This window comes from Streptosporangium sp. NPDC000396 (assembly GCF_042898655.1).
Classification (GTDB): Bacteria; Actinomycetota; Actinomycetes; order Streptosporangiales; family Streptosporangiaceae; genus Streptosporangium.
This window is the reverse complement of the sequence record NZ_JBIAZA010000005.1, coordinates 145185-166859: the sequence shown is the minus strand read 5'-3', so window position 1 is coordinate 166859 and position 21675 is coordinate 145185. Positions and strand designations below refer to the sequence as shown.

Genomic DNA, 21675 nt, shown 5'->3' with positions numbered 1-21675 from the left:
CGATAGGTCGGCGGTTGGCTGCTCGATTTGGAAGGCCGGGGTGCCGGTCCCGCGGATGCTTCGGCGACGATCTTCGCGGGGTGGGGGCGGCGGCCGGTGTGGGACTCACGGTGGCAGTGGTGGCAGGCCGGGCGGTGTTGAGGTGGAGGGAGTCGGCGGGGCCTGTTGTGGTGCGCGGAGAGAGCCCCGCCTGCATGGAGCGGGTGGGGGGTTGGTCTCGGAGCGAGAGGGTCAGGTCGCGACGCTGTGGGAGAAGCCTGCGGAGATGGAGGTGAGTCCGCTGACACCCGTCCGGATGCCGACGGGGAAGGGGCTGTTGGTGGTGGAGCCATTGCCGAGCTGACCGCTGCTGTTGTCACCCCAGGCCTGGACGGGCTGGCCGGAGGCCAGCGCCAGGCTGTGGGAGCCGCCTGCGGCGATGGTGAAGACGCCGCTCAGGACGCCGGTTCCGCCGGTGCCGACGACCTGGACGGGGACGGGGCTGTCGGTGTTGGGGCCGCCGTTGCCGAGCTGGCCGCTGCCGTCGCTGCCCCATGATCTGACGGTGCCGTCGTTCAGCAGGGCCAGGCTGTGGACGCTGCCTGCGGCGATGCGCTGGACGCCGCTCAGGACGCCGGTTCCGCCGGTGCCCAGGACGGTGACGGGGAAGGTGCTGTTGACGTTGGGGCCGCCGTCGCCGAGCTGGCCGTTGCCGTCGTAGCCCCATGATCTGACGGTGCCGTCGTTCAGCAGGGCCAGGCTGTGGGCGCCGCCTGCGGCGATGCGCTGGACGCCGCTCAGGACGCCGGTTCCGCCGGTGCCGACGACCTGGACGGGGGCGGAGCCGCCGGTGGTGCCGCCGCCGTCGCCGAGCTGGCCGCTGCTGTCGTCGCCCCAGGCCCAGACGGTGCCGTCGTTCCGTAGTGCCAGGCTGTGGGTGCCGTCCGCGGCGATGGCCACGACGTTGGTCAGGAAGCCGACCCCGCCCGGCCCGATGACCTGGCCGGGGGTGGAGCTGTCGACGTTGGCGCCGCCGTTGCCGAGCTGGCCGGCGCTGTCCTCGCCCCAGGCCCAGACGGTGCCGTCGGAGCGCAGCGCCAGGCTGTGGTTGCCGCCCGCGGCGACGGCCACAATGTTTTGCAGGTCGACTACGGTGCCCGGTGTGAGGTTGTTCCCGTCAGGGAGGGTGGCGCCGTCGCCGAGCTGGCCCTCGGCGTTGCGCCCCCAGGCCCTGACGGTGCCGTTGCTCAGCAACGCCAGGTTGTGGAAGGCACCAGCCGAGACACTGGTGACCCCGGCGGTGATCACCCCGGCCGCCGTCACCGGGGTGCGCCGGGCGGTCGTCGTGGCGTCACCGAGCTGGCCGGAGCTGTTGAGTCCCCAGGTCTGGACCTGTGCCGACGCCGCCGACGCCGCCGACGCGGGCGACGCCCCTGTCGCCACCATCAGTGTCGCCAGCGTCACCTCCAGCGTGGCGGTCGAGGCTTTCCGTATTTGTCTCGAAAACGAACCGTGAACTGACCTCATAACGATTCCCCCGAATAGGATTAAGAGACGCCGTCTACGGTGCTTTTTCTGTCGCACACGTCAGATTCGACGGCAATCCGCACGGTATCACTACGTGTTCACTTAATCGGGGATCCGGCTGCATATCTGACGCTCGTGCCGTGCTACGCAAAGAAGCGTCGGCAAATCACCCTGTTTAATGTGTTGGGGGCTATGCAACAGCCTTAAAAGAGCGACCCTGCTCCCCGTGGGCTCAGAGTCCGTAGGTCTTCAGGGTGATGGCCTCGGCCGTCTTCCGGACGCCCTTGGCGATCAGGCCCTTCCACGGCACGTACGGCAGGAGCTTGTAGTTCTGGTTCATGAACCAGGCGATGAACCGGCTCTCGGGGACCATCCACTTGCTCACTCCCTCGCCCTGCTTCTGGCACCCCCTGGTGTAGTCGCGCATCGCCTCCTCGTAGCGGGCGAACCCCGTGCGGTGATCGCCACCGGCGGCCGCCAGTTCCCCGGCGAGAACGTAGGCGCCGACCATGGCCAGGCCGGTGCCCATGCCCGACAGCGGTGAGGCGCAGGCGGCGGCGTCGCCGAGCAGTACGGCCCGGCCCCGCGACCAGCCGTCCACGTGGACCTGGCTGACCGAGTCGAAGTAGAAGTCGGGCGCGTCCCACATCGCCCTGAGCAGCCGTGGGGTCTCCCAGCCCACCCCGGCGAACGTCTCGGCAAGGATCTTCTTCTGCTGCCCGATGTCGCGGCGGTCGTAGCTCAGCGGGGGCGAGCCGAAGTAGAACATGGCCTTCGCCTCGGTGTTCTGCCGGGCGCTGTACATGGCGGCGAGCTTTCCGGGGGTGCCGTAGGCGTGTCCGGTGTGGTCGAGCCCGAGGTGGTTGGCCGTGGTGAAGATCGCGCAGTACAGGCCCAGCTCGTTCACGAACCGAGACTCCGGGCCGAACGCGAGCGCGCGCACGTTGGAGTGGAGCCCGTCGGCACCCACCACCAGGTCGAACCTGCGCGGTGCGCCCCGCTCGAAGGTGACCCGGACGCCGTCGTCGTCTTCGGAGATGGAGGTGATGGAGTCGCCGAAGATGTACTCGGTGTGATCCTTGGTCGCGTCGTAGAGGATGCGGGCCAGATCGCCGCGCAGGATCTCGACGTCACCGCTGAAGAGGTCGGCGGGCAGGCTGGCCAGCTTCTTCCCGGCCTCGTTGACGTACCACATCGCGCCCATGTTGGTCTGGGCGCGCTTGACGTCGGCCATGATGCCCATCCGGTCGAGCACGGTCAGGTGAGCCTGGCCACGGAAGTCGACCGCGTAGCCGCCGTCGCGCAGGGCGGGCGCCCGCTCCACCACCGTGGGAGTGAAGCCGTGGCGGCGCAGCCAGTAGGCCAATGCCGGACCGGCGACGCTCGCCCCGGAGATCAGGATGTTCTTGTTCTTGAGCCGCGGTGTGGTGTTCATGGCTGAGAGCTTGTCCGAGGGCGCTCACCACCGGCTCACCGTCCGCTCACCGAAGCCCACCGCGGCTCACCGAAGCTCACCGTGAGCCGGGGGCGTTGTTTCCCGGCAGCTCGGCACGCACGTACTTCACCGTGTTCCCGGCGGCTCGGCCCATACGGGTCACGGCCCCTGACGGAACGGCTTTCGCTGTGCTCCAGCCTGTCCCGATGCCGGAGAACTTCTCAGCAGGGTCACACATCTAACGGTTCATGATCGGAATGTCAGGTAAGCGAGTGATGATGTCAGTGGTCGCGACAGCGGCCATAGTGACCTCGGCGGTCGGCGCCGCCGGTACGGCCCAGGCGGAGACCGTCAAGATTCCCAAAGGGTTCCTGCTGACCGAGGCCGAGGCGACCAAGCCGCTCACTGATGATCAGGCGGCCGAGGAGTGGTGGACGGTCAGCGACAAGCTCGCCAGGCCGCTTGAGCTCAATCCCTGCGGCTCCAAGAAGAAGCCCCACGATGGCCGCATCGCGATGCGGACCATCATCGGGAAGACCACCGGCCCCTCGTACGTCAGTGAGCAGGTCGTGCTGTATCCCAGCGTGAAGAACGCCGGGGCCGTGTTCCGCAAGCTCCGCGCCGACGTAAAAAGGTGTGCCAAGGCGAAGGCTCCGCAGGCGGCGACAGTGGCTGGAGATTTTCACCGCTACATCGGCAAGAAGGCGCGTATTGGAGACGAGGCCCTGTTGGCCGAGGGAAACTCCTACGAAAGGGGCCAGGAGGAGCCGCTCAAAGGCGAGCTGTACAGCCCCAGCGGGGAGCGGTATGTCGTCGCCCGTCGCGGGAGCGCCCTGATCCTCTACACCGCAGACTCGAACTGGGCTGGCGAAGACACGAGCAGGATACTCATCGGCAGAGCGAAAAAGATGGCCAAGAAGATCTGCGACCTTCCCGGCGTGTGTAACGGGTGACCTCCGGCTCTCGGCCGATGTCCGGCGGCGCCGGCGCGAGCATTGCCGCTCCCATGAAAGAAATCCCCAAAAGGCAGTGCGGCGGTCATTCTGTTAGAACCCTTATAGAGCCCTTAGGCATAGTCGGCCATGGTGACGGTCGGTGAGGTCTGGATGATGGGCTCGGGCACTCCCACCAGGCGGAGCGCGTCCTCGTGGCTCAGCCGTACGCCTTCGTCATAGGCGGCCTCGTAGGCCTGCTCGCCCAGGGCCGCCCGCGCGGCGGAGGCGATTCTGGCGACCTCGGGGTCCTGCCAGACGTTCATCCTGCGCAGGGCCGTGGCCGCGCCGAGCAGCGTGGCCGCCGTGGTGACGTCGCCTTCCAGCAGCGCGATTCCCGCGAGGGCCTCGACCGCGTGGGCGCCCTCGGGAAGCGGCCCCGCGGTCGCCGCCAGTTCGACGGCCTGCCCATATCGTTCCCGCGCCCCGGCGAGATCACCGGAGGCCTCGGCGACCTTGCCGAGCCCGATGAGCGCGCCCGCCAGGTGTCCCAGACTCTTGACCCAGTGCGCGTCGAACCGTTCCAGTGCCTGCTCGTACAGCCGGCGTGCTTCGGCCAGGTCACCCTCCAGCCGGGCGATGTCACCGAGGCCGCGCAGCGCCGAGGCCAGGTAGGTGGGACTGCCCACGTGCCGCGCGATCTCCGCGGCCTTCTCGTAGTCGGCGCGCACTTCCGCGAGGTCCCCACTCACCGGGACGGCGTGGGCCGGTTCACCGGGGGCGCGGTCGTGAACCGAACCCCGAGCCGGATCATGAACCGAACCCCGAACCGGGTCGTGAACCGTACCCCGAACCGGGTCGCGGACCGAGTCCTGAGCCGGGTCGTGAGCGCGGGCGAGCACACGGGCGCGGAAGTCACCCCGGTTGCAGAGCAGGTCGGAGATGTCCTCAAGCGCTCCGAGCTGCTCGGTCAGGGCGAGAGCCTCGTCGGTCAGGATGATCGCCTTTCCGGGGTCGTCGCACGCGTTGGCCAGCCAGGCCAGCGCGTCCAGGGCCATCGCCGTTCCCCACCGGTCACCGAGCGACCGGAAGATTCCGGCGGCCTCGGCGAACTCCCGTTCGGCCTCCGCGAACTCCCCGGCGGTAAATGCGGGATATCCCCATATCAGATGGGTGACGCCTTTCTCCCACGGGTCGCCGGCGGTCCGTCCATTTGTGATCACCGACAGCGCGACCTGCGGGTCCCTCCCATCGGCATTGACCATGAGCCAGAGGAACGTGGCGACCGGGTGGGGGTGCGCCCGGTCCGGGACGACGATGATCGACTCAGCGGCCTTCCGGTGGCGGTCCCATGCCTGCCTGCCGGTGCCGTCGGCCGCCGCGGTCAGCGCGCAGAGCACGTAGTCGTCCCCGAAGCCCGGATCCGGGTCGGTGCCGATCATGTCCAGGAGCGTGGCCGCCTGCGCCGTCGCAGAGGTGCGCATGCCGCGCATCCAGAGGTAGACCGTCGTCGACGCGATCAGCCTGAGCGCGAGCTCGACCCGCCCGGCCCCGACGGCCCAGCGCAGCGCGGCGTGGAGGTTCTCGTGCTCCGCGACGAGGATCTCCAGCCACCGGAGCTGCTCGGAACGCAGCAGGTGAGGATCCGCGGTCTGGGCCAGCTCCAGAAAGAACTCCGCATGCGCGCGCGGCAGATCCTCGGCCTCCCCGGCGGCGTGCAACTGCTCGGCGCAGTACGCGTGAATCGTCTCAAGCATGCGATAGCGCCCGCGGTGGACCTCGACCAGGGATTTGTCGACGAGCGAGTCCAGCACGTCCTCCGCGTCGGGAACCTCGCAGACGCGCGCCGCGGCCTCGGCGGTCGAGCCGCCGGAGAAGACCGTGAAGCGCCTGGCCATCACCTGTTCGGTCTCGGACAGCAGATCCCAGCTCCACGCCACGACCGCGCGCAGCGTCTGGTGCCGGGCCTGCGCCGTACGGCTGCCCCGCGACAGCAGGCGGAACCGGTCGTCCAGGCGGGCGGCGAGCTCCGGGACGTCGTGCGTGCGCGCCCTCGCCGCCGCGAGCTCGATGGCCAGCGGGAGGCCGTCGAGCGACTGGCAGATCTGCCGTACGGCCTCGGCATTGGCGTCGTCCAGGACGAAGCCCGGCCGTACGGCCGCGGCCCGGTCGGCGAAGAGCCGCACCGCGGAGGGCAGGGGGAGCGACCGGACCGGCCACAGGTTCTCACCGGTGATGCCGAGCGGCTCGCGGCTGGTCGCCAGGATGCGCAGCTTCGGGCAGGCGGAGAGCAGCCGTTCGGCCAGTGCCGCGGCCGCCGAGACGACATGCTCGCAGTTGTCGAGGACGAGCAGCAGCGATCGGTCGGCCAGCGCCTCGGCCAGCCGGGAGAGGGGCGTCATCCCGGCCGGCGTGGCGAACAGCCCGCTTTCCCGCAGGCCGAGCGCGCCGAGCAGAGCCTGCGCCAGCTCCGGCTCGTCACGCAGCGGCGCGAGCTCAAGGAAGCAGACATCGGGCTGATGGCTCGCGACCTCGATCGACAACCGGGTCTTGCCCGCGCCGCCGGGGCCGAGCAGGGTGACGAGGCGCGCGGTGCCGAGCAGCTCGGCGACCTTGGCCAGGTCTTCCGTGCGGCCGACGAAGCTCGTCAGTTGCGCCGGCAGCGCGGGCGGCTCGGACGGCCGCTCGGACGGTCGCTCACCCCGCAGCAGGGCCTGGTGGATCGCGGCGAGCTCGGCCGAGGGATCCGCGCCGAGTTCTTCGGCCAGGAGCCGCCGGACCTCCTCGAAGGCCGCGAGGGCCTCGGCCTGCCTGCCGTCCGCCTGCAGGGCCCGCATGAGCAGGCCGTGGAGTCTTTCCCGCAGGGGGTGCCGCCCGGCCAGCTCCTGGAGCTCCGGCACGACGGCTCGATGCTCGCCCCGCTGGAGGTCGGCTTCGATCCGATCCTCCAGGGCGCCGAGCCTGCGCTCCTCCAGCCGCAGAACATGGGCCTGAACGGACTCGACGTCGGCGATGTCGGCGAACGCGGGTCCTCGCCACAGGTCGAGGGCCGCGCGCAGGAGCGAGGCCGCCCGCCCGGGGTCTCCGTTTCCCAAAGCCTGCCGTCCCTCGTCGGCCAGGCCCTCGAAGCGATGGGCGTCGACGCCGTCGAGATCGGCCGCGAGCCGGTAGCCCGCGGGCCCGAGCTCGATCGTGACCTCCGGCCCCAGGGCCTGGCGGAGCCGGGACACCTGTGACTGCAGGGCGTGCGCCGCCCCGTTCGGTGGCTGCGCTCCGTAGAGGTCGTCGACCAGGCGATCGGCCGTCACCACCTCGCCGGGGCGGGCGAGCAACAGAGTCAGCAGCGCGCGCCGGGTCGGCCCGCCGAGCCGCACCTCGCTCCCGTCGTCACGCCACGCCCGAGTGGTGCCCAGAATCCCGAATCGCATGGGGGCAATTGTCCCCCGCCATCCCCGTATCACCGACATCCTCCAGGGATGACCTGGAGGGCCGCCACGACCTGCGCCTCGATGTCGTCCACCGCGACCACGCCGCCATCACCTGGAGGTCAACCAGACGAACCGGTGTAAGCGCTAAAACCTGAATCCGAACAGCCCGCCATCCGGTTGGTCGGTCAGATGAGGCTCAATGATGTAGGGATCCGGGTTGAATCCCATCGAAACCGCCTTGTTCAGATCGTCGGAATTCATGGTGGCGATGTACTGCATCCGCTCGGCCTCGGTAACCTCGGCCACCAGTTGAAGAGCGCGTGCCACCTGGCGCTCGTCCACGCCGTCGTACAAATGACTGTCATGAACAAGGAAGTCCGGGCCCCGGCCGGCGCGGTGAGCGATGACGGCGGTGGTCAAGTCAAAGCAGAAGATCACCATGTTGTGAATTCCCCGGCTTCCGTCATCCTCGATCTTGGGGTCGATCTGCATTCGTTGCTTGCCTGGGCTGAAGGTTAGATAAGGGTTTTTCCCGTCCCCATAAAGATATCTAGCGTACTTATTGAAAAGGCTGTTGGCCTCGCTGGTGAAGGTGTCCCGATCCTCAATGTCGGCCACCATTTCTTGCTCAAGTTCAAGACGTTTCGACTCGATCTCCCGTCGGCTGGCCTCGAGTGCCTGCGCAGCTTGGAATCGATGGCGGAGAGACTCAAGATGAGCCTGTTCGCGAGCCAGGGCATACTGCAAGGAGTTAAGCGCGTCAAGCGCACCACCCGAGTTCAGCGTGCGTAACAGGGAAGCCTGGCGCTCGCCGAGTAGCGCGCGTGTCCGGGCGCGTTCCTCAAGGAGTTGCCGAAGGCGAGACATCTCCTCCTGTAGTTGCTTCTCGCGGTTCCGGACCACCGTCTCGTGGAAGGCACGCACATCGTCGAATCGGCGGCGCACCTCCTGGCCGAGGATCAGATTCAACTGCTTGTAGGCGGATTCTAGATATCGGTCGTCTGGCTCGGCCACCTCGTCGACGGCCTGTTCCATGTCCTGGAGGTTGCGCCGGTCGACTGCTTCGGTCGCTCGGAGTATTCGGATCTGCTGATCGAGATCGTCGGCCTCCCTGCGGATGTTTTCGTATTCGGGAACGACTTGAAAGTTTGTGATCTGGCGTTCGAGCTCGCTCACTCGCTGCTCTATGGCGCCGATTTCTCCTCGAAGTTCGGCGGAACGGCCGACAATTTTTCCCCAAACGGGATCCTTGGCGGCTTCGACGAGCTTCTTTCTTGTGGCCTCCTGATTGGACAGAAGGCGATATCGAGCAGCCAGGTCGACGTCCAAACCGAAGAGATGGCACAGGTTGACCATCGCATCGTGCGGCGATTGCTGGGCGAATGTCTTGGTGGGCTCAAGGAAGCCGCCGCGGTCGACGCGGCGGATCGCGAAGGACAACAGCGTCCGGCCGCTGACTTCTGCCCCGTCGCGGGGAGCCTTGTAGAGGTCTCGCTCGATCGCCCACTGCCAGTCTTTCGCCGCTACTTCAGCGGCTTGCTCGAACAAGCCTCCGGGCTTGGTCCGCGTGATGTCCGGATCGAGCACCACTCTGTTCGGCCGCGTCGGAGAGCGCATCACCACCAGTGGCTCCGGCTGCCCCGGCCAGTCCAGCTCCAGCTCGAACGTATGCTCGCGGAGCTTCTCGTTCGCCCATAGGGCCCTGGTTTCATTGCGGGCGCCCAAAAGAAAATGGAGCAGCTCGATCATGCTCGACTTGCCGGCGCCGTTACGGCTGTCGGTATCGGTGGAAGTGTCGGTGCGTTCGGCAACCAAAATGTTCAATCCCGGGCCGAAGCGAACTGCCCGGAACCTGTCGTCGTCAGAGGTGAGGCTACGCAGCATCGTCACGAGCCCGGAAGATCAGCACATCCTGCTCGAGCTCGACCAGACCCAGGGCGTAGAGCAGGTCGAGCGCGAGGGCGAACCACCAGAACGTCAGGGGCGCACGATGGTTGTTGTCCTCACGCCATGTCAACAGACGGCGCCAAGCTTGGGTGACGGTCACCGGCTGCCGCTCCGTGGCCATCACGATCTGGGCCCCCACAGCCAGCAAGGCGCGCTGAGGAGCAACCCCCTTGGTCGGCACGATCACGTGGTCACTCCCATCTCGGTCTCGGGAACCCAGTTGGTGGGCGGCACTTTGAAGATCTCACATTCGCCGAAGAAGTACATCAGGACAACGAGCGCGTTCAGCTCCATAGGGGATTGTTGCGAGGCGTTGCCGAGAATGTGCCGCTCAAGCTGCCAGAGGACAACGTCGGAGTCGTCGCATGTCTGGGCGATCATCTCGTAGTGCGCGCGAAAGCCCGACGCCACCTCGTCCCGCTCGTTGGGATCGAGCCGGTTTCGGTAGTAGTCCTCCACATGGTGGACGTACGGCAAGGCAAGTTTCATGCGATGGCGGACATCCCAGGAAAACCCGTTATATTCCATCTTCTTGAGCGGAGGTCTGGGGATGGTCGGCAGGTCCTCAAGGGGGCGCCGGTATTCGGCGAGGTGATCCAGGAGCGGGACCAGTTCTTCCAGTACGATGCTGACGACCACCGGTTCTGCGGGGAACGGGCCAAGGAAGTCCTCGACTGCCACTTCTCCATCCGGCAGAATTCGGCGTAGAAGTGCCGTCGACCAAAGTTCTCGAAAGAAAGTTCGGGATGATCGTCGCGTGCGGTCGCGAGCAGTGACGCTACCTCGGGGTGGATCCCCCTGCGGTCGTTGTGCACGAAAACGAAAGTTTTGAACTCGTTTCCGCGCTTCTCGATGGCTTTGGCGAGGTCTGTCTTGAACTTGCCCGCGATGCTGGAGGGAACGACGGTCTGAGGCGCATAGCAGGCATATAGCTTCTTGCCGCACAGAAGGAGACCGTCTGCGCCTTGGTCACCAAGACGCCCGGCGGTCCGGACGTTGAGGAAGCCGGGGTTCAGAACGCACATGACGTCGTGGAAGAAATCCTCGAACCCCTCACCGTGAAGCTCGTCGAGCTTCGCGTTGAGCATGAACCGAATCGACGAACGCTCCCAGATCTCCAAAAACTCCTCCGTAGACACCGCCCCGGTGCGTCCGCCGGTCTTGGACTCGATGGGCTTGAAGGAGAATAGTCCGAGTGGGTTTGGAGCGTAGGCAGATTCCGATCATTGGGACCGGAGGACCGAAATTTGCTTTTCAGTCGGGCGTCCATTAAACGGAATGACTTCAGGTGTCGCCGTTGAGTGGATGCTTTCCAACACGATGACCACGGCGCCGGCATCGGCCTCGGGAAGGAGGTCCTGTAATCACATCGGATGGCCTGGTGAAAGCGCGTGACACCGTCAGGTGGAGTTGAGCGGCTCGCTCCCCGGCTCCTTTTGGACAGCCCGCGATGATCGCCCTGCCGGGGTTGGGTTGACGGCTCTTCGAAGTTAAGCAGGGTTGAGGCATCCACGGCTCTTCCGAGTGGTGGCGCAGAGGGCGCGTAACCGCTGGTTCTCGGGGTTGCGGAAGCCGTACGCGTCCCGCCCGACCGTCTTGATCACCCAGTTGGCGCCCTTGGAGCCCGCGTTGGTGATCCCGGTGCGGATGAACGCGCAGATCTCCGGCCAAAGATGGTCTATCCCAAGGGGAATCAGTGATCGTAGGCGGTCAGTGAACGCGGTACGGCCTGACCGGTGGTGTGGTCGTGCCAGATCGCCGTGGTCAGCGCGAGAAGGCGTTGCAGGACGCGGACGATCACTCCCGCGGGGGTGCGGCCACCGTGCCGTTCCAGGTCGAGCTGGCCTTCTAGTGTCTGGTTGACCGATTCGACCACCTGACGCAGCGGCTTGAACAACCGTGCCCCGGCCCGCGCGGGTTCATCCTTGCGAGCCGGCTGTAACAGGCGCACACCCAGCTGAGCCACCTGCTGCTCAAAGGCGCGGCCGTAGTAATTTCTGTCGGCGATGAGGGTCTGCCCCGGCCGGTCGCCGATCAAGGCCGGATCGGCGGCCAGCAGGTCGAGCACGACATCGCGTTCGGCGGCTTTGGCGCCGGTCAGGGCGAAGGCGACCGGCAGACCGTGCAGGGTGCACACCAGATGCAGCCGCAGGCCCCAAAAGTAACGCGAGTGGCTGGCGCAGTAGCCGTACTCGGCCCAGCCGGCCGACTCGGAGCGCTTGGCGGTCTGTCGCGAGCGGACGCATTCCACCGGTGTGGAGTCGGCGGCCCAAACGTCATCGGACCAGAACGCGGTGTCGGCGGCCGGCAGGCGGATAAGACGGCCGATGAGCGGGGCCGTGCGGCGCAGCCGCTTGTTGTAGCCGGGCTGCTGGGGCAGGTAGGGGAACAACGGGCGCAGGTGGGTGTGCACGTGGTGCAACCAGCGGGCTTCGCAGGCGAAGCCGAGCAGGGCCTGCATCACCGCCAGGATGACCAGCTCGGCATCGCTCAGCTTCGGCGCCAGGCCGACTTTCGGCCGCCACGAGCCCAGATCCGGTGAAGCCTTCAGCAGATCGTCCACACGCACGTAGCGTGCGGTTGCGAGGGTGTCCATCTCGGTCGTCACAAACTGAGCGTGGACACCCTCGTCCTGTCTCCGCAGCTACGTCTCTGTGCCACTATCCCTTGGAATAGATCATCTAGTAGGCGTTCTGGAGATATCGAAATGCCTACCAATTGACATTCTGAGATTTGGACTTTTCTTTACGCCAGTAATGAGTGACGGAAAATGTCATAACCCATGAGACGGGTGGGCCAAAATTTCCGCCCATAGGAGTCACCCGGGTGAGTTTTCCGGTGACTTTAAAAATAAGCACCGCATCGGGTTGAAACTCATCGGAGATGATGGAGGAGACGTACCCCGCGACTGCTCCGACCGCACCGAGGCACGCGAGCTTTGTCTTGCCCTTGAATGCCTTACATGCCGTTTCTGCTGTTGCGGCAGCTCCTCCCCATACGCCAGCCTGTGCGATTGCGCGCACCTCCTTGGGGGAGAACTGGACCCAGAACGTGTCTCCGTTAGCCATTACTTTAATCGTACGGTAAGGCGGAAGTTTGACGTTCTTTCTAGATCCATTCGAATCCCGCTCGCTGTCAGCTTCTTTGATCATCTTCCAGATCCTTGCAAGATCCTCGTCACTCGCACCCGCGTCATAGAAGCTCTTATAGGCGTTACGGCCCTCTTTTGACGTATTCCAATAGTCCTTCGGTGCCGGCCTTCCGTTTTCCGTATACCCGATTCGCATGCCCTCCTCAATGCCCAATTCAATTGTGGGACCATCGTAGTGGAGGCCTGCGTAGCATCCGCCTTTTTGATCCATCGTGCAGTGTGTGTCGGGGGACCGCCAGCCCGCCCCATCGACATCCCGAAGTCCTTGGCCATTGGTTGGAGAATCGCCTAGGAGTCCCCAGAGATTTAGCTTCTTCTCAGGTTTTTGACTGCAGTCTCCGTATATGCTGCAGACTCTCTCGCCGTCGCGATATCCCAGTTGCCCGACGCCACCAGGCCCATAGACGTCAGTACCGGAACTGTTATCGGCGAGGCACATATAGACCTGACACATGTGGTCCATAGACCCACCAAAGCTGGATGAAGTTCCAGACATTCCATTTGAATAGGCGTCAGTCAAAGCGCTATGGCCGGTGGGGTCAGTCGCGACCAGCGGACCAGCGTTGGCATAGGCGTATCGGTTGGCCTGCACCGACGGCTTGGGATTGAGTGTCATGGAGTCTCTGCTGGCGAACCCTGCGGTATTCGCCTGATACCAGCGAGCGTGCATGTTCACCTTGCCGCTGTCCGGGTCGGTGTACTCGCCCTGGTAGCCCAGGCTACGTTTGGTTCCGGTCTGGGCGGTGATCCGGCCGAAGGGGTCATAGGCGGTGGAGTCAACCAGAGTAGTGGCGTTGAAGCTCGCCACGAGATCGCCGTGCATGTCGGCCAGAACGCTGACCGCTGCCCCGCCCCCTTCTTGGAGACCGAGGACGCCGCCGGTGAGGTCGCGGCCGTACTTAGCCTGTACCCCGCCTGCATTGTCGGTGATCGCGGCGATGTCGTTGGCAAGCCCAGAGTAGGCAAAGTGCTGGCTGGCCCCTGCTTTGGCGCGGGTAGTGAGCCGACCGAGCGCGTCATAGGTGTAGGCGAGGTCACCGTCGTTGACGAGTTCGTCGAAGGCGTTGAACGTCAGGTTACGAGTCGTGCCGTCCTTGGTCTCGGTGGCCAGGGTGCCTCGGGCGCTGTAGGTGTAGTCGACGCCATCGCCTGAGATGAGGCGGTTGCGTTCGTCATAGGCGTAGTTCTTGTCGCCAGACTTTGTGCGGTTCCCGGAGGCGTCCCACCCGTAGGTGATAGTCGTGCCGCCTGGGGCAACCCAGGACGTCAGACGTCCGGCGTGATCATATCCGTAGGTGTTAGTACCTGCCCCAGCCGTGCCAGCAGTGGTCTTGGTAGTGAGGTTGTCATCGTTGTCCCACCCGTAGGTGATCTTTACGAGTTGGGTGCCGGTGCCGTTCTTCAGGGTGTGGGTCTTGAGGCGGTCGAGGTTGTCATAGGTGTAGGTCTGGGTGCCGGCCTGGCCGCTGGTGGGAGTAATGGAGAGAAGTCGGTCAGCGATGTCGTAGTCGTAGGTCAGGGTGCGACCGGTAACAGGATCGGTGGTTGTGGCGACACGATTGGCGTCATCCCAGGTGACGGTGGACGTGCCGGCAGCGTCGATGCGCTGGGTGGGGTTGCCGAGCGGGTCGTAGCTGTAGCCGGTCTGTAGCGCTGTACCTCGGTTGATGGCTAGGGGCAGGCCCCGATCGTTGTAATCGACGGTGAGGTCACCGATGCTGGTCTGACGGCCCGCCAGGTCGTAGCCGAAGGTCCGGTCAGAGGTAGCGGTTTCAGCGCCGCTACCGCTCTCCTTGGTGAGCCGGTTGAGGTGGTCAAAGACACGGTCGATGCGCACCCCGCCAGGCTGGGTGGTCGCCGTCTCATTGCCCATCGCGTCGTAAGCGCTCGTCCACGTTCGATCGGCCGGGTTCGGGTGCGCCGTGGTGGACGGCTCGGTCACCGCTTCCGGTAGGCCGAGGCTGTTGTAGCTGGTCCAGGTGGCGTTGCCGCGGCCGTCTGTGAGGCGGGTCCGGGAGCCTGCGGCGTCATAGCCGAACCTGGTAGTGATCGTCTCGGTGGCCGATACGGGTTCGACCAGCGAGGTGACCCGGCTGAGCGCGTCGAACGTCTGCCGGGTGGTACGCCCCTCCGGTGTGGTGCTGCTGGTGGGGTTACTGGCGGCGTCGTAACCGTAGCCGGTGGTGCGCAGCACTGTGCCGGAGGAGTTGAGATCCTTCACAGTGGTCTTGCGGCCGGCCAGGTCATAGTCGGTCTGGGTAGCGTTCCCCAGCGCATCGGTGATCTTGGCGATACGTCCCGCCAGGTCGTAGGCCAGCGTCGTCTTGTGGGTGAGCGGGTCGACCTGCTCAGTGGTTTCACCGGCTGCGTTGACCGTGTAGGTGGTGGACTTATCGCCGGGCAAAGTCTTCTTGGTCAGATGCCCGGCGGTGTTGTACTCCATCCGGGCGGTGTAGATGGCGCTGGAGGGCTTGCGCTCAATCTGCGTTGAGGTGATCTGCCGTCCGAGATCGTCATAGGTACTTTCCACCCGGGCGCCGCTTGGATCAACGACGGCGAGTTGTTCCCCGAGCAAGTCGTAGTCGGTGACCCACTGGCCTGGACTCTGCCCCTCGGGCGCCGGTTCGGTGATGCGGACCTGCCGACCCAGCTGGTCATACTCGAATCCGGTGGCATTTCCGCGCGCGTCCGTCGAACGGATCAGTTGCCCGGCTGTGTTGTAGGCGTTGCTGATGGTCGGAGTAGTGGGTGCGCCGCCAGGCGGTGTGTAGGCGGGCGCAGCGGACGTAAGCGGCCTTCCAGCCTTGTCGACCGCGATACTGATAGTCCGGCCTTCCGGATCAACCATGTGGGTCTCGTCGCCGGCGACGTTGTAGCCCAATCGACTGATTGGACGTGCCGTGGTAGCACTCCCCGCCTTGTCCACCTGTACCTGCGGGGCCACAGCCTCGACGAGGCGGCCAAAAGCGTCGTAGCGGAGGTTGATGGTGTAGTCGACCGGATTGGCGCCAGAGACGGTACCGCGCGGGTCCGTGATCGCGGTGACCAGGCCGCGGTCGTCGTAGGCGAGTGTGGAGACCAGGTCCTGGCTGCCGTTCTCGATCGTCTCCCGGGTGACCTGACCGATCTTGTTGTAGACGTACTCGCTCGCCTCGGTACGGCTGGTCCCCGCCGCGTTCAGCGTCTTCTTGGTGACGTTGCCGACCGCGTCGTAGACGAAGCTCGTCGTGCGGGCAAGCTTGGCTGGGTCGAACGTTTGCGAGGTAAGGCGGCTGGCTGCGTCGTAGACGAAGTCGGTGGTGGCCAGGCCGCCGCCGTTGATCTGCTGCGTCATGTTGCCGGCCGGGTCGAACTCGGCCGAATCAACCACCACATCCGCCGGGGTGGTTGAGCCGTTCAGCTTGGCGTCATCGGCGGTCTTCTGCCGGAGCCGGTTGTCCATCCAGTACACGTAGGCGGTCTTGCGGCCCATCGCGTCCACGGTGGAGGCCAGGCGGCCGCCCGGGTCGTAACCGCGGGATTCGAGCGCCACGTCGGTAGCCGACTGCGGGTTGACCGGGCTGCCGGTCCACCCCTTCAGCGTGCGGATGGTGGGTTCGCCACGCTTGCTGTAGCCCTGCTCAATGACGGTGCCCCGCGGGTCGGTCCGGCGGGTGGGCCAGCCGCGCGTGTTGTAGTCCTGCTTGGTGACGCCGCCTTCGGGATCGGTGACGGTGGCGGTGCGGCCGAAGCCGTCGTAGGTGTAGGTGGTGACCCGGCCGGGGTCGCCGCCGGTCAGATCCGCCAGCGTGACGGTGAGCGGGTGGCCGTCCGGGTCGTAGGTGTGCCGGGTCTGCGCGGTGTGCGTGACCCCGGTGATCTCGTTCTTCACTCCGGGTGCGGTTTCGGTGGTGATCCGGGCGCGACCGTCGTAGGCGAAGGTGGTCTTCACCCCGTTCGGTTGGGAGTCGGAGATCTCGGTCTTGCTGGCGATACGGCCGAGCGCGTCGTGCTCGAACCGGGTGATCAGGCCCCCTGGATCGGTCTGCTCCGCGAGGTCGCCTGCCTTGGTGTAGGCGTAGCTCCAGGTGGCCGAGTTCGGGGTGGTCTTAGTCTTCAGCAGGCCGGCCGGCATGGTGCCGCCGCCGATCGCCGGTTCGTCGCCGTCGGTGTAGGTGAAGGTGGTGGAGCGCCCGGAGGGGAAGTCCGCGGTGGCCGGGGTGGTCTCCTTGGTCTGCTCGCCGTAGCTGTTGTACTCCGACGTGGTGGCGTAGGTGTTGTCGGTCTCGTTGCTGGAGCGGCCGTCGCGGTGGGCCAGCAGTCGGTCGTTGCGCGGGTCGAACTGATCGTTGGCGTTCAGGTAGTAGGACCAGAATTCGATCGCGCACTCATCGCGGGCGCGACAGGACTTGCGGGCGATGGTGTTGCCGCGCTTGTCCTGGAAGATGTCGTTGGCGATGTTGTTGCGGTCGATGACCTTGGTCAGGTAGCCGGCCTGATCATATTCGTACCAGGTGGTGAAGTTCAGCTGGTCGGTCTCGCCGCGGATGCGATACCCGCGCCAGGCGTCGTAGAGGTATTCGAGCTTCTCGTTGCTCGGGTCGGTCACCACCACGAGCGCCTCGCCCGACTGCTGCTCGGTCGAGATGTCTCCGATCTTCCACAGGCCGCCGTTGTTGTCGGTGTGGGTGGCCAGCCGGTCGGTGCTCGAGTCGTAGGTGTTGGCCGCCCACACCCGCCCGGACGGCAACGTCACCGTGGCGAGCTTGTGCGGGACCGCGTTGCGGGCGGCGTAGTGGCCGGCGACCTCGGCGGCGGTCAGCGGCTTGCCGTAGATGGCGAACTCGTCGACCTGGCCCTGCAGCGGGAACGTTTGCGTGCCGGCGGGGACGGCCGGCGAGGTGGCCGCGTTGGCGACGCCATTACCAATGGTGGCGTACTGCCGCCATGCGGTGACCTGCCCGGTCATGGTGCCGGCCTGCTGGCCGTCCAGGAACAGGGTCTGGTTCTGCCCCGCCACGGTCAGCGCCACGTGGTGCCAGGCACCGTCGTTCACCGCGGCCGTGCTGGTGATCGGGCTGGTGACGGTGCCGAGCGAGCCGCGTAGCTTGCCGTCGGTGCCGACGTACAGCATCGGCCCGACCGCTACCCCGGTGGGATCTTGTGTTCCCGCGGCGAGGATCACGCCGGAGCCGCTGGTCTTGAACCATGCCTCCACCGACATTTGGTCGGCCACGTGCGGGATGGTGTTGGGGGGAAGCTTCGCAGCGGATCCCCGGCCCCTGAAGCCGGTCGAGGTGTCCGAGGTGCCGGTCAGCGCGCCCGGTTCGCCGAGCGTCACCGCCTGGTAGGTGGCATCTCCTGCGCCGGTGCCCAGGTCGGCGGCCGTGGTGCCGGTCGCCTCCCCGAGCCGCCAGTAGCCGAACGGATCGGAGTTGAGCACGCTGCTGCGGTACTGTGAGCCGCTGCCGTAGCCGTAGTTGGTGCAGTTCGGGGCGGCCACCGGCGCGCACACCTGGGTGAGCCGGTCACCGTCGTAGGTGTAGGTCCAGGTCAGTGCCGTGCCATCGACCGGGTCGCTCGAGACGCTGGTGACGTGGTTGCCGGTCCAGCCGAAGGTGATCGACCTGCCGCCGGTACCGGTCGCCTTGGCCAGCTTGCCGTCGCCGCCGTAAGTGAGGTCCTGGCTGCGGCCCCGCTGGTCGGTCACCTTGGTCAACCGGCCGGCGTTGTCGAACAGGTAGACGGTGGCGCTTTTGTCCATCAACCGCCACGTCCCGCCGCTTTCTTCAGCCAGGGTGGCGTGCATGCCCGGTGGCGGCTGGAAGGTGCCGTTGCCGTTGGCGCGGAATCGCACCTGGTGCCCGTCGGGGTAGGTCACCAACGCCGAGACGCTGCTCCCCCGCACCTCGCGCAGCACCCTCATGTCCCAGCGGGTTGACCAGGCCGCCCCGAAGATCCCGTCCGTGCGCGGGTCCATGCTGTTATAGGTACGCACGACCGCCAGCGGCGGACCGGCGGTGGCCACCGCCAGGTCGGTGGCGGTGGTGGTGTAGTTACCCGACTGCTGATCAAACTCCCGGCCGCCCATGCCAGAGCTGGCCAACTGAGAGGTCACGGTCGGCTGACGCACGCCAGTGACGAAAGTCAGACCGGTGGTGGTGAGGGTGGAGCTGTCGTAGGAGTCCTTGACGGTGACTTCCCACCAGTACTGCGTGCCCCACGCCAGCTTCTCGGCCGGAATGGTCCACTTGTTGGCGTTGTCCGCCACATAGCCGGAACTCGTGCAGACGGCGCCGGTCCTAGTTTCTTTGTCGCAGATCGTGAACGAGTAGGAGACCGAGTAGTTGCCGTTGCTGCTCTTGCCCCACGCCCGCAGCGTCGGCGTCAGCGAATCCATCAGATAGCCGGGCTTCGGATACACATCCACCAGTGAGGGCGACGCGAGAAGCGCAGAGGCGGCTTTGGCCCTGGCCACGCCGGAGACAGGCCCTTTAGCGTTCGTTTCCACGGCCGCCGGGGTGCGGTCCTCGACCGGTACCGCCTTCTTGGGCACCTTCGGCTTGGGCACCCACGCACCCGGATCGGCCATGGCCGGGATCACCGAGGTCGAGCTCGTCGGCACCAATGCCGGGAACCCGGCGGCAGACCCGGAGGCCTGCACAGGCGCCGACACCTCACCCGGCGCGACCGTGCTCGTCCACATGCTCCGGCCAGCCGACGCCTCTGCCCACGCCGGCAGTGTCGATAACGTGATCAATCCAGGAAGACTCGCCACCACGACAGCGCCAGAGACCGCTCTCGCGCGCCAGCCCTCGGCAAAAGGCCATGGCGAACCCATGCGACGCATGCGTCATCACACTCCGAATTACAACGAGGGGCAGCCCTGTGACTGCCGGACGTCGCTCCCTGCCGTGCGGCTCAGAGCGTGCTACTGAATCGGCCCTGACCGTAACCTTTGACCCGTGCCACAACGAGATCCCCAAATGTCAATAAATGATCTTTAGTCATCTCGTATGAGCACAGTCCGTAGTCGTGCAGGGTTGCCTGGGTAGTTGGCTAGTACAGCCTCTCCTGAGCCTTTTTCATCCTGGAAGGCCTTCCCCCATGTGCTTCCTAATCCAAGGGGATCGGGGTGCGAGCTTCCAAGGAGTTCGACTGTGCCGAACAATGCCGAACAGCACCGAACAGCACCGAACAGTGAGCTCATTTCCTGATATTGCAGGTCGCAGGCTGACGCCATGTCACTGGATATGATCTACAAATAGGAAGCTCTTAGGAGCAATGATCGAAACCTGTGGATGATCCGGGGAGGGTGTACCTTCCCGGATCATCCGATGAAGGTTCCGAGAGAGGCCGACGTCGACGCGGAGCGGGACGGTCTCCTCGCCGTTCATGTGTGGGAACGCAGCGGTCCGGTTGGCTCCGGCGCAGGCGATGACGTCAGGGAAGGCGAGCGGCGGGGCGTCGCGGACGAGGCGGACAGCGGACTGATTACGTGGAAGGATCAGGTGTCCCACGTGGCCATCGACATGTGCACGATCTTCAAGGCGGCCGTCCGGGCAGCGCTGCCGCACGCCATGCTGGTCGTCGACCATTTCCATGTGGTTCAGCTGGCCAACACCGTCGTCACCGAGGTCCGTCGCCGCGTCACTGTCCAGGCCCGGGGCCGCCGTGGGCGCAAGGGCAACCGTGAGTGGGAGCTGCGCAACTGGCTGACGCGCTCGGCGGCCCGGATGCACGGCTTCCAGCTCGACCCCATGATCGATGACCTGCACACACTGACGAAGAAGGTCGGGCAGCCGATCCTGGACGCGTGGAACGCCAAGGAAGACCTCCTGGATCTGCTGGCCTTGGCCCGCACCCATCCGGACCGGCACGTCATCGCGGAGCGGTTGTTCCGCTTCTACGACCGGTGCGCCGCCTCGGGCCTGCCCGAACTCGAACGTCTCGCCTCCACGGTCGAGACCTGGTGGTCCGAGATCCTCGCGTTCCTGCGGACCGGGATCTCCAGCGCGGGTTCCGAGGGCACCAACCGGGTGATCAAGACGGTCGCCCGGGACGCGTACGGCTTCCGCAACCCAGGGAACCAGCGGTTACGTACCCGCTGCGCCACCACTCGCAAGAGCCGTGGGCATCTCAACCCCGCTTAACTTCGAAGAGCCGGGTTGACTCGCTTCATGTTGCCGGAGGCCGGTCGCCTCGCCGGATGGGCGGGTAGGGGTATGCGCCAGGCGGCCTGTGCTGAAGTTCGACCTCTTTCATCAAGGACAGCAGTTCCTGGATCTGGTTGGCCTCGATGGGTTCGGGGTCGGTGGTGATCCAGAGAGGAAAGGCCCAGTAGCGGCGTGCCCAGTGGCGCCAGAGGACGGCCCAGTGGGGGTGGCGGGTCTCCAGGTCACGGGCGATGTCGCCGGGACTCGGGGCTGTCGTCATCGGCTCAGGCCCATCGGCGTCAGGACGTGGCGGATCCTCACCGCGACGGCGTCCGCCTCGGCGACGGGTGCGATCTTCTCGTTCCAGGACCACCAGAACCACCAGGTTCCCTCCTGCGGGGCCGCGTAGATGTTCTCCGAGAGGGCGGAGGCGTCGGGGTTGGTCGCGACCAGGTGGGGGAGGCGGCGATAGGCGACCTGGACGTGGGCCTGAAGGCCGTGCCGGTTGAGGAGCCCGGCCAGGTGGGTCAGGTGGGCGGTCGCCGTGGTCGCGGTCTCGGCGTCGTCGGTGACGGACATGGAGTGCTCCGTTCTGGGGTGGGCGGGCGCGTTCGTGCTCCACTCGTCGGGAGGCGAGTGCTGGGGTGTGCAAGTGCTGGGGCATGTGAGCGCTGAGGCATGTGGGGAGGCCCCCGGCGGGTGTGGGAAGGGCCGTCGGGGGCCTCGTCCGGCTGGGGCCACGGGGGAGGCCCCGGCCGGACGGTCACGAGGGGCGGCCTCCCCTCCCCGGAAGCGCACAGGGCGCGCGAGGGGAAGCCGCCCCGGCGGCCCGCCGCGCCTTCGCAGGTGAACGCGCGGCAGGTCACCGTGTTCCGGCCGGGGTCATGGTCCGGCCGGATATGAGGGTGGCTTCACGGCTTCCCCTCCGAGAAGAAGTGGAGCCACCCGTCCCGGACGCCCTCGGTGCCTGCGCACGCCGGGCTTCCGGGTCTGCCCCCGGCCGCCGCCGCTCACGCTCTCAGTGGCAGCCGGGTGGTCTCAAAGGATGATCTTGTTTACGTGCTGAAGTTGTGCCCATCACCTTGTCGTTGCAGGTGAGGGCAACTACGGGCAGAGCGCGTGATCTCTCATGGTCAATGCT

The 21675-nt window shown here is 66.0% G+C and carries 14 protein-coding genes; 2 read left to right on the top strand and 12 right to left on the bottom strand.

The features are described 5' to 3' along the window. Positions 1 to 231 precede the first annotated feature (231 nt). Complete coding sequence (locus ACFY2X_RS10155; RefSeq protein ID WP_389935242.1) at positions 232 to 1443, bottom strand: RCC1 domain-containing protein; 1212 nt, start codon at positions 1441 to 1443, stop codon at positions 232 to 234. A 295-nt stretch (positions 1444 to 1738) separates the two neighbouring features. After that, on the bottom strand, positions 1739 to 2941 hold the full coding sequence (locus ACFY2X_RS10150; RefSeq protein WP_389935238.1) for an FAD-dependent monooxygenase: 1203 nt from the start codon (positions 2939 to 2941) through the stop codon (positions 1739 to 1741). A gap of 278 nt (positions 2942 to 3219) precedes the next feature. On the opposite strand from ACFY2X_RS10150, the gene ACFY2X_RS10145 reads away from it, so the two are divergent. Beyond that, complete coding sequence (locus tag ACFY2X_RS10145) at positions 3220 to 3894, top strand: hypothetical protein (RefSeq protein ID WP_389935235.1); 675 nt, start codon at positions 3220 to 3222, stop codon at positions 3892 to 3894. Positions 3895 to 4007: 113 nt separating this feature from the next. On the opposite strand, the gene ACFY2X_RS10140 is transcribed toward ACFY2X_RS10145, so the two are convergent. The 8 genes from ACFY2X_RS10140 to ACFY2X_RS10105 form a co-directional block, all read right to left on the bottom strand. Further along, positions 4008 to 7301 (bottom strand): BTAD domain-containing putative transcriptional regulator, encoded by a 3294-nt coding sequence (locus ACFY2X_RS10140; RefSeq protein ID WP_389935233.1) that lies wholly within the window; start codon positions 7299 to 7301, stop codon positions 4008 to 4010. Positions 7302 to 7445: 144 nt separating this feature from the next. Next, a complete protein-coding gene (locus tag ACFY2X_RS10135; protein WP_389935796.1) occupies positions 7446 to 9185 on the bottom strand; it encodes an ABC-three component system protein in 1740 nt (579 codons plus the stop codon). Beyond that, positions 9175 to 9435, bottom strand: a complete 261-nt coding sequence (locus ACFY2X_RS10130; RefSeq protein WP_389935230.1) for an ABC-three component system middle component 6 — start codon at positions 9433 to 9435, stop codon at positions 9175 to 9177. The genes ACFY2X_RS10135 and ACFY2X_RS10130 overlap by 11 nt, the downstream gene beginning before the upstream one ends. Further along, positions 9432 to 9809, bottom strand: a complete 378-nt coding sequence (locus tag ACFY2X_RS10125; protein WP_389935794.1) for an ABC-three component system protein — start codon at positions 9807 to 9809, stop codon at positions 9432 to 9434. Before ACFY2X_RS10125 ends, ACFY2X_RS10130 begins: the two co-directional genes overlap by 4 nt. Next, entirely contained in the window at positions 9734 to 10369 is a 636-nt protein-coding gene (locus tag ACFY2X_RS10120; RefSeq protein ID WP_389935810.1) for a hypothetical protein, read from the bottom strand. Before ACFY2X_RS10120 ends, ACFY2X_RS10125 begins: the two co-directional genes overlap by 76 nt. A gap of 369 nt (positions 10370 to 10738) precedes the next feature. Then, positions 10739 to 10930, bottom strand: coding sequence for a transposase (locus ACFY2X_RS10115; RefSeq protein ID WP_389935791.1), 192 nt, complete (start codon positions 10928 to 10930; stop codon positions 10739 to 10741). A gap of 11 nt (positions 10931 to 10941) precedes the next feature. Then, a complete protein-coding gene (locus ACFY2X_RS10110) occupies positions 10942 to 11856 on the bottom strand; it encodes an IS982 family transposase (RefSeq protein WP_389935227.1) in 915 nt (304 codons plus the stop codon). Positions 11857 to 11959: 103 nt separating this feature from the next. Further along, complete coding sequence (locus tag ACFY2X_RS10105; RefSeq protein WP_389935224.1) at positions 11960 to 19084, bottom strand: LamG-like jellyroll fold domain-containing protein; 7125 nt, start codon at positions 19082 to 19084, stop codon at positions 11960 to 11962. Positions 19085 to 19715: 631 nt separating this feature from the next. Between ACFY2X_RS10105 and ACFY2X_RS10100 the strand changes: the two genes are divergently transcribed. Then, positions 19716 to 20531, top strand: coding sequence for a transposase (locus tag ACFY2X_RS10100; RefSeq protein WP_389935221.1), 816 nt, complete (start codon positions 19716 to 19718; stop codon positions 20529 to 20531). 25 nt (positions 20532 to 20556) lie between these two features. Here the strand turns inward: ACFY2X_RS10100 and ACFY2X_RS10095 are convergent, their stop codons facing one another. After that, on the bottom strand, positions 20557 to 20814 hold the full coding sequence (locus ACFY2X_RS10095) for a hypothetical protein (RefSeq protein ID WP_389935219.1): 258 nt from the start codon (positions 20812 to 20814) through the stop codon (positions 20557 to 20559). After that, positions 20811 to 21113 carry a hypothetical protein gene (locus ACFY2X_RS10090; protein WP_389935216.1) on the bottom strand — a complete coding sequence of 101 codons (303 nt, stop codon included), beginning with the start codon at positions 21111 to 21113 and terminating at the stop codon, positions 20811 to 20813. Before ACFY2X_RS10090 ends, ACFY2X_RS10095 begins: the two co-directional genes overlap by 4 nt. Between the last annotated feature and the right edge of the window lie 562 nt (positions 21114 to 21675).